The sequence below is a fragment of the Lactobacillus isalae genome (assembly GCF_947539375.1).
Classification (GTDB): domain Bacteria; phylum Bacillota; class Bacilli; order Lactobacillales; family Lactobacillaceae; genus Lactobacillus; species Lactobacillus isalae.
The window spans coordinates 1568185-1581818 of record NZ_OX443569.1 but is presented as its reverse complement, the minus strand read 5'-3'; the positions used below and the strand labels follow the sequence as shown (position 1 = coordinate 1581818).

The 13634-nt window shown below is 34.7% G+C and carries 16 protein-coding genes; 14 read left to right on the top strand and 2 right to left on the bottom strand.

What is annotated here, in order from left to right:
- Positions 1-11: 11 nt before the first annotated feature.
- The gene (locus tag QM512_RS07730; protein WP_282805146.1) at positions 12-1490 is read left to right on the top strand and encodes a glycoside hydrolase family 1 protein; all 1479 of its coding nucleotides are present in this window, start codon (positions 12-14) and stop codon (positions 1488-1490) included.
- Positions 1491-1538: 48 nt separating this feature from the next.
- Here the strand turns inward: QM512_RS07730 and QM512_RS07725 are convergent, their stop codons facing one another.
- Positions 1539-2951, bottom strand: a complete 1413-nt coding sequence (locus tag QM512_RS07725) for a C69 family dipeptidase (RefSeq protein WP_282805145.1) — start codon at positions 2949-2951, stop codon at positions 1539-1541.
- 82 nt (positions 2952-3033) lie between these two features.
- Between QM512_RS07725 and QM512_RS07720 the strand changes: the two genes are divergently transcribed.
- The 7 genes from QM512_RS07720 to QM512_RS07690 all read left to right on the top strand — a co-directional run bounded on the left by QM512_RS07720 (position 3034) and on the right by QM512_RS07690 (position 8185).
- Positions 3034-3276, top strand: coding sequence for a hypothetical protein (locus QM512_RS07720; protein WP_004898039.1), 243 nt, complete (start codon positions 3034-3036; stop codon positions 3274-3276).
- 144 nt (positions 3277-3420) lie between these two features.
- A complete protein-coding gene (locus QM512_RS07715) occupies positions 3421-4044 on the top strand; it encodes a TetR/AcrR family transcriptional regulator (protein WP_282805144.1) in 624 nt (207 codons plus the stop codon).
- Between the two features lie 135 nt (positions 4045-4179).
- Entirely contained in the window at positions 4180-4716 is a 537-nt protein-coding gene (locus tag QM512_RS07710) for an NADPH-dependent FMN reductase (protein ID WP_282805143.1), read from the top strand.
- Between the two features lie 11 nt (positions 4717-4727).
- The gene (gene nfr2, locus QM512_RS07705; protein ID WP_282805142.1) at positions 4728-5282 is read left to right on the top strand and encodes an NADH-dependent flavin reductase subunit 2; all 555 of its coding nucleotides are present in this window, start codon (positions 4728-4730) and stop codon (positions 5280-5282) included.
- 128 nt (positions 5283-5410) lie between these two features.
- Complete coding sequence (locus QM512_RS07700; RefSeq protein WP_282805141.1) at positions 5411-6448, top strand: MupG family TIM beta-alpha barrel fold protein; 1038 nt, start codon at positions 5411-5413, stop codon at positions 6446-6448.
- Positions 6449-6458: 10 nt separating this feature from the next.
- Complete coding sequence (locus QM512_RS07695) at positions 6459-7262, top strand: tyrosine-protein phosphatase (RefSeq protein ID WP_282805140.1); 804 nt, start codon at positions 6459-6461, stop codon at positions 7260-7262.
- On the top strand, positions 7259-8185 hold the full coding sequence (locus QM512_RS07690; protein WP_282805139.1) for an FAD:protein FMN transferase: 927 nt from the start codon (positions 7259-7261) through the stop codon (positions 8183-8185). Before QM512_RS07695 ends, QM512_RS07690 begins: the two co-directional genes overlap by 4 nt.
- 41 nt (positions 8186-8226) lie before the next feature.
- Here the strand turns inward: QM512_RS07690 and QM512_RS07685 are convergent, their stop codons facing one another.
- The gene (locus QM512_RS07685) at positions 8227-8763 is read right to left on the bottom strand and encodes a CvpA family protein (protein WP_282805138.1); all 537 of its coding nucleotides are present in this window, start codon (positions 8761-8763) and stop codon (positions 8227-8229) included.
- A gap of 198 nt (positions 8764-8961) precedes the next feature.
- Here QM512_RS07685 and rsmG point away from each other — a divergent pair, with 198 nt between their 5' ends.
- The 6 genes from rsmG to ychF are packed head-to-tail and all read left to right on the top strand — an operon-like array spanning position 8962 to position 13630.
- Entirely contained in the window at positions 8962-9681 is a 720-nt protein-coding gene (rsmG, locus tag QM512_RS07680) for a 16S rRNA (guanine(527)-N(7))-methyltransferase RsmG (protein WP_282805137.1), read from the top strand.
- Between the two features lie 21 nt (positions 9682-9702).
- The gene (gene noc / locus QM512_RS07675; protein ID WP_282805136.1) at positions 9703-10584 is read left to right on the top strand and encodes a nucleoid occlusion protein; all 882 of its coding nucleotides are present in this window, start codon (positions 9703-9705) and stop codon (positions 10582-10584) included.
- A 14-nt stretch (positions 10585-10598) separates the two neighbouring features.
- Positions 10599-11372 carry a ParA family protein gene (locus QM512_RS07670; protein WP_053107361.1) on the top strand — a complete coding sequence of 258 codons (774 nt, stop codon included), beginning with the start codon at positions 10599-10601 and terminating at the stop codon, positions 11370-11372.
- The gene (locus tag QM512_RS07665) at positions 11356-12237 is read left to right on the top strand and encodes a ParB/RepB/Spo0J family partition protein (protein WP_113532471.1); all 882 of its coding nucleotides are present in this window, start codon (positions 11356-11358) and stop codon (positions 12235-12237) included. The genes QM512_RS07670 and QM512_RS07665 overlap by 17 nt, the downstream gene beginning before the upstream one ends.
- 19 nt (positions 12238-12256) lie before the next feature.
- The gene (locus tag QM512_RS07660; protein ID WP_057718652.1) at positions 12257-12505 is read left to right on the top strand and encodes a DUF951 domain-containing protein; all 249 of its coding nucleotides are present in this window, start codon (positions 12257-12259) and stop codon (positions 12503-12505) included.
- Positions 12506-12529: 24 nt separating this feature from the next.
- A complete protein-coding gene (gene ychF, locus QM512_RS07655; RefSeq protein ID WP_282805135.1) occupies positions 12530-13630 on the top strand; it encodes a redox-regulated ATPase YchF in 1101 nt (366 codons plus the stop codon).
- Positions 13631-13634: the final 4 nt, after the last annotated feature.

Below are 13634 nucleotides of genomic sequence, written 5' to 3'. Positions count from 1 at the left end.
GAGAAAATAGTATGAAATATTATCATGTCCCTCAAGACTTTAGGTGGGGCGTTGCGACAGCAGCTAATCAAGTAGAGGGTGCTTGGAATGAAAATGGTAAAGGACTTTCAATTGCTGATTGTGAACGTTATGATCCTAAAAAAGCTAAGGCAGGTTATAAAGTCGCAAATGATATAACCAGTTATGAGATTAAAAAAGCTATTAAAGACAAGAAAAGCGATGGCTGGGGAAAGAGACACGGGGTCGATTTTTATCATACATACCCCGAAGATATAAAAAAACTGGCTGCTACTGGAATTAACACCTTTAGAACTTCAATCGCATGGAGTAGAATTTTTCCAAATGGTGATGATAACGAACCTAATGAAAAAGGTCTAAAATTTTATGACAAGTTATTTGATGAGCTACATAAATATAATATTGAGCCAATTATTACGCTGTCACATTATGAAATGCCATTAAATTTAGTTTTAAATTATGATGCTTGGTATGATCCAAAAGTCAGAGATTATTTTATGAGATTTGCAAAAACGGTTGTAGATCATTTTCATAAAAAAGTGAAATATTGGATTCCTATTAACGAAATTGATAGTATTTTACGTCATCCTTTTTCTTCAGCTGGGTTAGTTAAAGATAGATTTCCAAATAAAAGTTTTGAAGAAGTTATATACCAAGCAATGCATAATCAATTCGTTGCAGCTGCATTAATTACAAAATATATTCATGAGAACTATACTGATCTGGTGGTTGGCTCGATGATTACTAGCACGATGGTTTATCCTTACAATAGCGATCCTCGAAATAGCCTAAAAAGTGTACAAGTAATGCGAGAAAGCTATAATTTTAGCGATATTCAAATTCGTGGTAACTATCCGTTAAACTTATTATCTAAGCTCAAAAAACTTAACGTGAAGATAACAGAAAAAGAACTAAAAGTAATTAGAGATAATACGGCAGATTTTGTGGCATTTTCCTATTATTCTTCTATTTGTACTGCTTTTGATACTACTGGCTTAAAAATTACGAAAGCAAATAGAACTGAGGGAGTTTATAATAAATATTTACCGACTAGTGATTGGGGTTGGCAGATTGATCCAGTGGGATTAAGAATTATATTAATCAATTTATATGATCGCTATCAAAAACCTTTATTCATTGTAGAAAATGGATTAGGTGCAAAAGATAGTTTGACTGAAAGTGGAAAGGTTCATGATGATTATCGAATTGATTATTTGCGTAAGCATATTAGACAGATGCTAATTTCTTTAGAAAATGATGGGATAAAATTGATGGGATATTGTATGTGGGGAATGACGGATATGATTTCAGCATCAACTACCCAAATGTCCAAGCGATATGGCTTGATTTATGTTGATTTGGATGATTTAGGAAAGGGAAGCTATCAACGGTACTTAAAGGACTCCTACTTTTGGTATCAAAAGTTGCTATCTTTTGGAGATAAAATTCCTAAAAATTATTTAGATAAATAAAAAATACGCAGACACTTTATTTGTGCCTGCGTATTTTTTTTGAATCTATTACAGATTAGGATCGATTTTAAATCTCAAAGGGGAATCTGCTGTTTGAGCAGTGATAAGTTTAGCAATTAATTTTTGGTAATTCTTAACAGCCACATCAGCGAGTTTTTTATTAGCTTCGTTTACTAGATTTAGCTTTTTAGTATTATCTTTTTCTTGCGCTAACTTCTTATCATATTCAATCCGTAACTTATTTAGAGCAAGGTTAGTTGCCTTTTGTGTATTAACTAAATCAGTCGCATATTTACTCCAATTGCGATCAACTAAGACACTTGCGGTCTTAAATACCCAGTAAGCAGAATTGCTAGTATATTCTTCCTTACCATATTTAAACATTGTAGGGACTTTAGAGCCTTGTGGATAAAAAGGAATATAAACGCTTTGTGCAGCAATTCCCATTGCTAACCAATGAATCATATCATTATCTCTAAGTTGTAATAAGTGAGATTCTTGGGTAGTAGCTACAGCAATTGGGCGATAAGCAGGTTGTCCTTCGTTTTTGGTATTAGTTAAGTCATATTTAGTACCGTTAAAGTGATCGCTTAAAACGCGTTGTGCTTCTTGGATTGATACAGGATGATCTGGCTTTCTAATAAATGGTAGGTCAAAGCTTTCTGGATCTTGGTTTATTGATGGGGTTAATAGTTTTTGCCCACTCCAAACACGTGGTGTATTGTAAGTTAAATCAGAATCATCATGTGTACCAAAAATTAGTCTAAAATTAAATGGTTTATTATTGGGCCAAAGATTATTTTGATAAACAAAATCTTGAATACCAGGAGAGGTAATGAAATTATGTTTATCATTAAAATCAACTACTTGAATTGCTAGTTGATTAGCTACAACTGCGTAAGAATCGTCCGGGATGCGTTGTGCAACATAATGATGACCAGAACCTATTTCCATGTACCAAGCTTCATTTTTATCCGCAAATAAAATTCCGTCTGCTTCTGCCGCACCATGTTCTTGCACGATTTCACCTAAACGCTCTACACCTTCTCGAGCAGATTTAATGTATGGCAGAACGACTGATATCATTGCTTCTTCTAAGATGCCTTTTTCTTCATCAAAGGGATCAGCAGCCATAACGCGGTCATTAGCATAGGCACTTTCTGTAGCACTCATTGCTACATGATATTCATTGATTCCGTCTTCTTCGAATACTCCGTATTTATCCGTCCATTCAGGAGTTGATGAGTAAGAAAAACGCTCGTTAGGTAACGTTATTTGAAATTTATTATCTTTTGACTTAAAAAGGTTATTTTTATTTATTTGATGTGGATTAAAAGCAAGATGCTTAGGCCATGCAGTTTTGGCATCTTCGTTTCGACCAATAATTACGCTACCGTCAACGGTAGCTTTTTTACCGATTAAAATTGATGTACATGACGAACGTCCAACAGTTGATGACATAGTTTTCACACTTTCTATTGATGATATAATATAATCTATATTGTATAACGTATAAAATTTAAAAATAAGTGAGGGCACTAACATGGCAGAATTACCAGAAGATAAAAAAATTATTCTTACCACTGATTACAAAGATAATACCATTAATATGGAGTTTTCTGACAATTTAGTTGATAATCGTGAAAAAGGCTATATTCTTTCAGCAGCTTTTTTAGCATTTGCAGCAAATGAAGGATTAGACAAACAACAAGTTATTGAAATGATTAATTCTCATTATGATCAATTCACTGGAGATGATGATTCGAGTTTATTTAAAAGATTATAGAATTTGATATAAATTTCTCCACTTTTTCATATTTTTGTTATAATATAAACACGAAGAAAATAACAGATGTTAGGCAATTCTGTTATTTTTAGATGATCTCGATAGTGTTGATGTTGATATATTGAATTAAGTGAGGTAATTAAAGTGGCTAGAAAAAAGGAAATAGATAAGCAGAGAATTCTCGACGCTGCTTATAAATTAGCAGTTCGTGGCGGAATTGAAAGTTTAACTGCAAGAAACATTGCAAAGGCAGTTAACTGCTCTACTCAACCAATTTATCTTGAATTTGAAAATATGCAAGATTTACGTAATCAAGTTTTAGCAAGAATTTCTGATGAATTGAAGTCTAACACTCTTCAACAGAACTTCACAGGTGAACCATTGATTGACTTAGATCTTTCATACTTGTACTTTGCCAAGGAACATGTTGATTTGTTTAGAGCAATGTTTGTAGATGGCAAATTTGGCAACCAAATGATTGTTGATACTTTAATGGGTCTTGGAATTGAAAAATTCAAGCAACAATTTGATGCAGAACAATTTTCTGATGAAAGACTCAATCATATTGTGATTGCCAACTGGGTTGCTGCTACTGGATTAGCAACACTTCTAATTAACAAGATGGCAAACTTTACACAAGCTCAAATGGTTAGCGTTTTGAAGGCACAAATCCATGATGCTATGTTAAATGACCGTCTTACTAATGTTGAAGAAAATCCATTATTTGCTGCAGATGCTGACGCTTCTCTTGAAGAACGTCTAGGCTAATTAATGAATTAATTAAGCACCGCTTTCAACTGAAAGTGGTGTTTTTTTGTTAAAATTAAAATATAACTTTTAAAATTGTGAAATTAAAACGTATAATTTAAGAGAAAGATTATTAACAGAAAGGTGACGTAGATAATGAAGCTCTTTGCAATTGTGGGTAGCAATGCAGATCATTCTTATAATCGAGACCTGCTAAATTTTATTAAAAAGCATTTTACTGGTAGATATGATATTGAATTAGGAGAAGTTAGAGATCTTCCCATGTTTAAAGAAGGAGTTGAAGAGCCTGCTGAAGTAGCTAGTTTTGCTAAAAAAGTTGCTGAAGCTGACGCTGTGCTAATCTCTACTCCAGAGCAACAACACTCTGTTCCTTCGTCTTTAAAGAGTGCATTAGAATGGCTTTCATCAGCTGAGCACCCATTTAAAGATAAGCCAGTAGTTATTGTGGGAACTTCAGTTTTACCACAAGGGTCTGCTCGTGGACAAAGTCATTTAAAGATGGTTCTTTCATCTCCAGGATTCAGCGCTAAAGTATTTAATGGTGATGAATTTATGATGGGAACCGCTCCAAAACAATTTGATGAAGATGGTAATTTACCAGATGGAACTGTTAAGTTTTTGGAACACTTCTTCGATGAATTCGATAGTTTCTATTCAGAAGTAGGTAAGTAGGGAGATAAGACATGAAGTTATTAGCAATTGTTGGTACAAATGCAGATTTTTCATATAACCGTTTTTTAGAGCAATTTATGGCTAAGCGTTATCAAGATCAAGCCGAAATTGAAGTATATGAAATTGCTGACCTACCCCGCTTTAAGAAAGAAGCACAACCAGACAGTAAGGTTGAAGAATTTAAGAATAAAATTCGTGAAGCAGACGGTGTGATTTTTGCTACACCAGAATATGACCACGGAATTCCTTCTTCTTTGAAGAGTGCGATGGAATGGACTGGTAGTCATGCTCAAGGAAATGCAGATGTAATGAAAATGAAGCCAGCAATGGTTTTAGGTGCATCTTATGGTATTCAAGGAGCTTCACGTGCTCAAGAAGAAATGCGTGAAATTTTACTTTCACCTGATCAAAGTGCAAATGTTTTACCAGGAAATGAAGTGTTAATTGGTCATGCTGCAGATAAATTTGATAAGAATACTGGAGATTTATTAGACCAGGAAACTATTCATGCAATTGATTTAGCATTTAATAATTTTGTTAAATTTGTTGAACAAGCTCAAAAATAAGTAGAATCTTATTTTCAGATAGTGAAAAAGAACTAGGTAGAATTTTCTATCTAGCTTTTTTTGTCATTAAAGTTTATTATTTTAATGAAAGAAAGCATTTTCACAAAGCTTAGAAAAGAGAGATTGAGATGCTCGGTTTTTCAGTTTATTTGGATAAAGATTTAACAGCAGATGATCATAATTATTTGCTAGGAATGAGAAATGCTGGGTTTAACGAAGTATTTACTTCGCTAACCGGCCTAAGAGAAGAAGCGGATGTAATTTTAAAAAGACTGTCTCAGCTAACTGCTTGGTGTAAAGATCTTGAATTAAAGGTAATGGCTGATGTATCGCAGGATGATTTGCATCGCTTAGGATATGATTTAGATGATGTAGAAAAGTTAAAGACGCTTAATGTTACTGGATTAAGAATCAATGACAAAGTCTTAATGCGTTTTGTATCTAAGCTGTCTAAAGCAATGTGGGTATCTTTAAATGCAATTTATTTAGAACCAGAAGATATTACTCATTTGAAAGAAGAAGCAGCTAATTTTGATCATATTAGGGCTTTATTTGATTTTTATTCTCAGCCAGAAACTGGGATGGATGAAAAATGGTTTGAAAAGAAAAATCAGTGGCTGCGTAATTGTAAATTAGAAACAGCTGCCTTTATATCTGGTGATGGGGTTAAAAGAGGACCATTTTTTGCTGGAGAAACTACCCTTGAGTCTCAACGAGGAGTTTATCCATTGGCAGCTGCCCTTAACTTGAAAGATCTTGCTTGTAGCAACGTTATCGTGGGCGATCGTTTAACTAGCGAAACAATTAAGTCTTTTGCGCGTTACAATAAGGAACATGCGATTACACTTCATGTAGATGAAAAAAATTCTCTACTTAAGGAAAATAAATGGCATAATTATTTGTATCTCGCTCAAGATATCGTTAGACTGCATGGTGAAGGAGAGCTTCCAAAATTTGAAGCTCAAGATTTACCCTTAGACCGGCCAGCGGGAACTATTAGTATTAATAGTAATGGTTTTAATAGCAATGAAATTCATATTGCTAAGCATAACTTACCTGCTGATAAGGGAGTAAGAGTTATTGGAAGAGTATGCGTTAATGAATGCAGTTTACTTTCACATATTGAGCCGGGACAGAAGGTCGTTTTTAAAAATTTAGAAAAGTAGGGATTACAAAATGATTAGGCCAAACATTTTACCATTAGAACATGTGCCTAATGCACGTGATTTAGGAGGATATGTAGGTGCTGATGGCCGAAAGATAAAAATGCATCGCCTTCTTAGAACTGGCAAGTTATACCAAATGACTAAGAAAGATGAGACATTTTTACTTAATTATGGCTTAACTAAAATTGTTGATTTACGGTCACCTAAAGAAATTAAAATTGCTCCAGATATTGTACCAGCTGGAGTTGAGCATATTGATAATCCAATTCACGGTAATCAAAATGCGGAGACGGATCAAAAGATAGCACAATTAAAGAAGACATATACCAAGGACCAATATGCTGGTTTTAAGACGATGTGTCATCAATACCATGCTTCTGTAAGCCAGGAATACTCTCAAAAAGCCTTTAAAAGTTTACTTAATATTTTTGCTAACACAAAAGATGGTGCGATAATTTTTCACTGCTCTGAAGGAAAAGATCGTACGGGATTAGCTGCTTTTTTAATCTTGTATATTTTAGGCGTTGATGTGGAAACTATCAGACAAGATTATCTATTTTCTAACCTAATGCTGGGTAAATATCAGGCTATGATGAACCAAAAGATAGTTGATGAGGGCGGTAGTGCAGTTTTACGTGCTAATGTTAGAAGCTTGGCAAGTGTTGCAAATGAATACTTAGATACAGCGCTTTTATTAATTGATGAAAAATATAATGGCCTAGATAATTACATTAGAGACGTCTTGAAAGTTGATGATGAATTGATTCAAAGCCTAAGAGAGCTATACTTAGAACCAAAGAAGGCATCTAAATGATAGAAAATTATGCTTCAACTCCAATTGCAAAGGTTGGCCGCGGATTAGGAACTGTTATCACTTTGCAAGTTTATGGTGATCAAAATGAAAAGATTTTAAATCAAAGTTTTGATTTAATTGCGGGTTATGAAGATCGACTAACTGTGAATCGCGATCATTCTGAGGTAATGGATGTTAATCATGCTGCTGGACTTCATCCTGTTCAAGTTTCCGCAAGCACATATAATTTAATTAAATTAGCAGTTTATGAAAGTAAGCAAAATTTTGGCTTTAACGCTTTAATTGGGCCAGTTGTAAAATTGTGGCACATTGGTTTTAAAGGGGCGCACGTTCCAACTGATGCAGAAATTAAAGAAAAAATGAGTTTAACTGATCCCGATGATGTAGTTTTAGATGATGCTAATCAGACTGTTTTCTTAACTAAAAAGGGAATGGAACTTGATTTAGGAGGAATTGCTAAAGGATACATTGCGGATAGAATTAGAGACTTATGGCGTGCTTACGATGTACGAGCTGGGATTATTAATTTAGGTGGTAATGTTTTATTTGTAAATAGTTCTCCAAAAAGAGCAAGCGGCGACTGGATTTTAGGAGTGCAAGATCCTAAAAAGAAACGCGGAGACAATTTAACGACTGCAACTGTTCATGAATGTTCTGCTGTAACTAGTGGTACATATGAGCGTTTTTTAGAGATTAATGGTAAAAAATACCACCACATAATTGATCCTAAGACTGGTTATCCAGTTAAAACTCATGTGGCAGGAGTTACTTTATTTACTCGCGATTCGGTTCAAGCAGAAATTGAATGTAAAAGATTATTTTTCGCTGGCGGTCCAATTCCAGGTTGGAAGAATGATAAAGCTGGACGCTACGGTGCAATCTTTGTATATGATGATGATTCAATCGAAAGAGTTGGCGTATAAAAAAAGATTCGGAATTTTCCGAATCTTTTTTCTTTGAAATATTAACCTACAGTTCGACTGATACCAAATATCGTCTTAAAGACTCCATTAGACAAACCTGGAGTATTATAAATAATCACTCGTAGAATTGGTGAGTCGACTGTTTGTTGGATAAACCAAGGATTTTGAAATGCTTGGCACATTGATAAAGCAACATAGACTAAAAAGTATGCAGCAATGAAAGAAACCATTGCGCCCAAAACGTTGTCTAATAAGTTGCTGATTCCTTTTTTAGTACGATCTCGTTTTGGAAGCCAGCCCTTGCATATTTTTAGAATCATCTTTCCAATGAACCAAATTACAAAAAAGGCTAGGAAACGATAACCAATCAGCTCAAGACTGATATTGCCAGTTGTTGGAACAAGGTTGCCTGAAAATTGTTGGTAGAACCAATTTCCCAGACTATTTTGACCTAAGATTGCGGCAGCAAACACAATTGCTCCAAAAATCATATTAATAACACGTTGAGCAAATCCCAGCTGATAGCCCTTATATGTTTGATAGCCGAGATAAAGAATCACAATAAGCGTAACAATCATGAATTTAACTCCTTTTGCTAATCATTATAGCTTATAGATTTTAATTTAAATACATATTTTTTTAGACTTAGTTGTTTTTTGACGATTCTTAAAAAATACTACATAATTAAATACGTTAGTTTATGATGATGATAGTATTGTTAACCGACTTTAATTGCGGTAAATTAGGAGTGTGAAACTAGGTTTCACGGGTGAAAAATGAATCCAGAAATTTTTGCAAAAGAACTCGCAAAATATGGCTTTAAACTTAGCGATAAGCAAAAAGAACAATTTGCGACATACTATAACAAATTAATTGAGTTTAATAAAAAGGTCAATCTTACTAGAATTACTGATAAAAATGAGGTCTACTTAAAGCATTTCTTTGATAGCATTACGCCTCTTTTAGAATTTCCAGACTTATTTAAGGGCGAAAAGACGTTATGCGATGTTGGAGCAGGAGCAGGCTTTCCGTCTTTACCAATTAAAATCTTATGCCCAGATTTAAGTATCACAATTGTTGATTCTTTAGGTAAACGATTAAAATTTTTAGATGAACTTGTGAACGACTTGAGTTTAGATAAAGTTACTTTGGTTCATAGTCGAGCAGAAGATGCGGGGCAAAATAAGGATTTACGTGAAAAGTTTGATCTGGTTACTGGACGTGCAGTAGCGAGAATGAGCGTATTAAGCGAATATTGTCTGCCATTAGCCAAAATTAACGGTTATTTAGTTGCTCTAAAAGGTCCTAAGGCACAAGATGAATTAACTGAAGCTAAACATGCAATTGAAGTATTAGGCGGTAGTGTTGAAGAAGTGAAAGAATTAACTCTTCCTGATACTGATGACGACCGGACTTTGATTGTTATTAAAAAGATAAAAGCTACGCCAAAGAAATATCCACGTCAAGCTGGTACACCGAATAAAAAACCACTTTAAATTTAATTGGAGGATTTAATTATGGCATTTTCATTATTTGGCAATCGTCAAAAAAAGATTCCTGAAAGTAAACAAGTTCAAGAAATTGAATTAGATAAAATTATCCCTAATCGCTATCAACCACGTCATACTTTTAGTGATGAATCAATTGAAGAATTAGCTACTACTTTGAAAGAACAAGGACTACTTCAGCCAATTATTTTACGTAAGCCAGCTGATGGTCCTGAAGGCGAGTATGAAATTATTGCAGGTGAACGTCGTTTCCGCGCAGCTCAATCATTAAAGTGGGCAAAGATTCCAGCTATTGTTGAAGATATGGACGATGAAAAGGCTGCATCTTTAGCGTTAGTTGAAAACTTGCAGCGTGAAAACTTAAATCCTATTGACGAAGCACAAGCTTATGTTCAATTGATGAAAGTTAATAATTTAACTCAAACTGAATTAGCAGATCAAATGGGAAAGACCCAATCATATATTGCTAATAAGATTAGATTGCTCAAATTAACGCCTAAAGTACAAGGCTTCTTAATTGATAAAAAGATTTCTCAACGTCATGGTCGTGCTTTGTTAGCGTTAAACGAAGAAGATCAAGATACTGCCGTTAGTGAAATTATCAAAAATGGCTTAACAGTAAAAGAAACTGAAGAGATGGTAAAAGATCTCGATGGCTACTTTGAAGCACAAAAACAGGCTCAAGAAGAAAAACTTGAAGAAAATAAGCCTGAAAAAGAGAAGAAGCCTAAGAAAAAAGTTCAAGTTCGAACAGCTAATGACTTTAAAGTGCAAATTAATACCATTAAGAAAGCAATTAAAATGGCAAAAGATTCAGGGATGACCGTGAAATATAAAGAGGATAAAAAGGGAGATTCCTATAAGATTACTATTGAGTTGCTTAAAAAGTAAGCAAAGGGGTAAATATGGTTCAAATTATTTCGGTTGCTAACCAAAAAGGCGGCGTTGGTAAAACAACGACGACAATTAATTTAGGTGCCAGCATTGCAAATCATGGCTATAAGGTTTTAATTGTTGATATTGATCCTCAAGGAAATGCGACTTCTGGTTTAGGTATTGAAAAATCTACTGTAGATAAAGACATCTATAATGTTTTGATTGATGAGATTCCTTTATCTGAAACTATTCATCATACTGAGACTAAAAATCTGGATGCAGTTCCTGCTACTATACAATTAGCTGGAGCTGAAATGGAGCTAACGTCAATGATGGCTCGTGAAACTAGATTGAAACAGGGGATTGATGAAATTAGTCATGAATATGACTTTATATTGATAGATTGTCCACCTTCATTAGGGCAACTCTCTATTAATGCTTTTACAGCTTCAGATTCTATCTTAATTCCGGTTCAAAGCGAATACTATGCTATGGAAGGATTGAGTCAGTTATTAAATACAATCCGATTAGTTCAAAAACACTTTAATAAAAATTTGGGTGTAGAAGGCGTTTTATTAACAATGTTAGACGCAAGAACCAACTTAGGAGCAGAAGTTGTTAAGGAAGTACAATCTTACTTCAATAAAAAAGTTTATAAGACCATTATTCCGCGGATTACTAAGTTGGCTGAAGCTCCAAGTTACGGTAAGCCAATTACGGAATATGCTCCGAAATCTCGTGGCTCACAAGTGTATGATTCCTTAGCAAAAGAGGTGTTGAAAGCTCATGGTAAGAAACTCTAAAGAACCCAAAAAACGTGGTCTTGGTCGAGGATTAGAAGCCCTATTTGATGAAAGTCCACAAGTCCAAGAAACTGAAGAGATTACAGAAATTCCGTTAGATGAAATTAGACCTAATCCTTATCAGCCGAGAAAAACATTTGATAATAAGAGTTTGAAAGAGCTATCTGAATCAATTAAAGAAAATGGAGTCTTTCAACCAATTATTATCCGTAAATCGGTTAACGGATATGAAATTATTGCAGGCGAGCGTCGTTTTCGGGCATCTAAATTAGCTAAGAAAAAGACTATTCCAGCAATTATTCGTAAATTTGATGAAGCTCAGATGATGGAAGTTGCAGTTCTAGAAAACTTGCAACGTGAGGATCTAACACCATTAGAAGAAGCTCAAGCTTATGAGATGCTTCAAAAAAACTTAGGTTTAACACAAGCAGAAGTTTCAAAAAGATTAGGAAAGTCTCGTCCATATATTGCTAATTACCTTCGCTTGCTTACTTTGCCGCAAAAGACTAAGCGTCTTCTTCAAAGAGGCGAGCTTTCAATGGGACAAGCAAGAACTTTACTTGGATTAAAAGATAAAGATGGAATTGATGACTTAGCTAAAAAAGTGGTAAAGAACGGTATTACTGTTCGTCAATTAGAATCATTAGTAGCTAAGTTGAATGAAAAAGAAAAGAAACCAAAGAAGAAAGCTATTAAAAAATCTGCTTTTATTCGAGCTAGCGAATCCCAATTAACTGATAAATTTGGAACTAGCGTAAACATCACAGAAAGCAAAAAGGGAAATGGTCATTTGGCGATTGACTTTGCTTCAACTGATGAATTAAATCGAATTTTAGATTTACTAGGGATTAATTTAGATAAATAATTAATAGGAGTGATTTTTCATGTATCATTTGGGCGATGTAGTGCAGATGAAGAAACCACATGCATGTGGTGAAAATAAGTGGGAAATCTTGCGAATGGGTGCAGACATTCGCATTAAGTGCTTAGGGTGCGGTCATTTAATTATGATGCCTCGAGCAGAATTCAATAAAAAATTAAAAAAAGTGCTGCATGCAGCAAATGATCCTGTTAACTTAAAAGAAGAACATTACGTTCCAAAGGAAAATATTGCTGTACCGCACTTTGAATAAAACAAATTAAGAGGAGAAAAAATAATGTCATTAACTGCAGGTATTGTCGGATTGCCAAATGTTGGTAAATCTACTTTGTTCAACGCGATTACTAAGGCTGGTGCTGAAATGGCAAACTATCCATTTGCTACTATCGAACCAAATGTGGGGATGGTTGAAGTTCCGGACTCACGCCTTGCTCGCATTCAAGAATTAATTCCAGCTAAGAAGATTGTTCATACAACTTTTGAATTTACTGATATTGCTGGCTTGGTAAAGGGAGCTTCCAAGGGGGAAGGTCTTGGAAATAAATTCCTTGAAAATATTCGTCAAACTGATGCAATTGTTCACGTAGTAAGAGCTTTTGATGATGACAATATTACTTCAGTTACTGGCAAGGTGGATCCAGAAGAAGATATCAACACTATTAATCTTGAATTGGCAATTGCCGACTTAGATGCAGTTAACCGTAGAATTGGAAAAGTTCAAAAAGTTGCTCAACAAGGCGATAAGGAAGCTAAGGCTGAAATGGCTGTTTTGAACAAGTTAAAGCCAGTTCTTGAAGAAGGTAAGGCTGCTCGTTCAATTGACTTTAATGAAGATGAACAAAAGATTGTTAAAGGACTATTTCTACTTACTTCTAAGCCAGTTATTTATGTTGCTAATATTGCTGAAAGCTCAATGGCTGATCCAGAAAGTGACAAGTACTACCAAATCGTTAAAAAGCATGCTGAAAGTGAAAACGCAGAAGCTTTGGGAATTAGTGCTGCTACTGAAGAAGAAATTGCTTCAATGGATGAAGATGAAAGAAAAGAATTCCTTGAAATGGAAGGCGTTGAAGAATCTGGTCTTGATCGCTTAATTAAGGCAGCTTACCACATCTTAGGACTTCGTACATTCTTTACTGCTGGTGGTCCTGAAACTCGTGCTTGGACTTTCCATGAAGGTATGAAGGCACCACAAGTTGCAGGTGTTATTCACTCTGACTTTGAACGTGGATTCATTCGAGCAGAAGTTGTTTCATTTGATGATTTAAATGAACTTGAAACCATGCAAAAAGTTAAGGAAGCTGGAAAACTTCGTCTTGAAGGAAAAGATTATGTAGTTCAAGACGGCGATATTATCGAATTTAGATTTAATGTTTAGGAGT

Excerpts from the sequence above, each read along its gene's own strand:
- QM512_RS07690 (WP_282805139.1), top strand. The coding sequence starts at position 7,259 with ATGATAGAAAATTATGCTTCAACTCCAATTGCAAAGGTTGGCCGCGGA.
- QM512_RS07685 (WP_282805138.1), bottom strand. The coding sequence starts at position 8,763 with ATGATTGTTACGCTTATTGTGATTCTTTATCTCGGCTATCAAACATAT.
- rsmG (WP_282805137.1), top strand. The coding sequence starts at position 8,962 with ATGAATCCAGAAATTTTTGCAAAAGAACTCGCAAAATATGGCTTTAAA.
- nfr2 (WP_282805142.1), top strand. The coding sequence starts at position 4,728 with ATGAAGTTATTAGCAATTGTTGGTACAAATGCAGATTTTTCATATAAC.
- QM512_RS07730 (WP_282805146.1), top strand. The coding sequence starts at position 12 with ATGAAATATTATCATGTCCCTCAAGACTTTAGGTGGGGCGTTGCGACA.
- QM512_RS07695 (WP_282805140.1), top strand. The coding sequence starts at position 6,459 with ATGATTAGGCCAAACATTTTACCATTAGAACATGTGCCTAATGCACGT.
- QM512_RS07710 (WP_282805143.1), top strand. The coding sequence starts at position 4,180 with ATGAAGCTCTTTGCAATTGTGGGTAGCAATGCAGATCATTCTTATAAT.
- QM512_RS07725 (WP_282805145.1), bottom strand. The coding sequence starts at position 2,951 with ATGTCATCAACTGTTGGACGTTCGTCATGTACATCAATTTTAATCGGT.
- QM512_RS07720 (WP_004898039.1), top strand. The coding sequence starts at position 3,034 with ATGGCAGAATTACCAGAAGATAAAAAAATTATTCTTACCACTGATTAC.
- QM512_RS07700 (WP_282805141.1), top strand. The coding sequence starts at position 5,411 with ATGCTCGGTTTTTCAGTTTATTTGGATAAAGATTTAACAGCAGATGAT.
- QM512_RS07660 (WP_057718652.1), top strand. The coding sequence starts at position 12,257 with ATGTATCATTTGGGCGATGTAGTGCAGATGAAGAAACCACATGCATGT.
- ychF (WP_282805135.1), top strand. The coding sequence starts at position 12,530 with ATGTCATTAACTGCAGGTATTGTCGGATTGCCAAATGTTGGTAAATCT.
- noc (WP_282805136.1), top strand. The coding sequence starts at position 9,703 with ATGGCATTTTCATTATTTGGCAATCGTCAAAAAAAGATTCCTGAAAGT.
- QM512_RS07670 (WP_053107361.1), top strand. The coding sequence starts at position 10,599 with ATGGTTCAAATTATTTCGGTTGCTAACCAAAAAGGCGGCGTTGGTAAA.
- QM512_RS07665 (WP_113532471.1), top strand. The coding sequence starts at position 11,356 with ATGGTAAGAAACTCTAAAGAACCCAAAAAACGTGGTCTTGGTCGAGGA.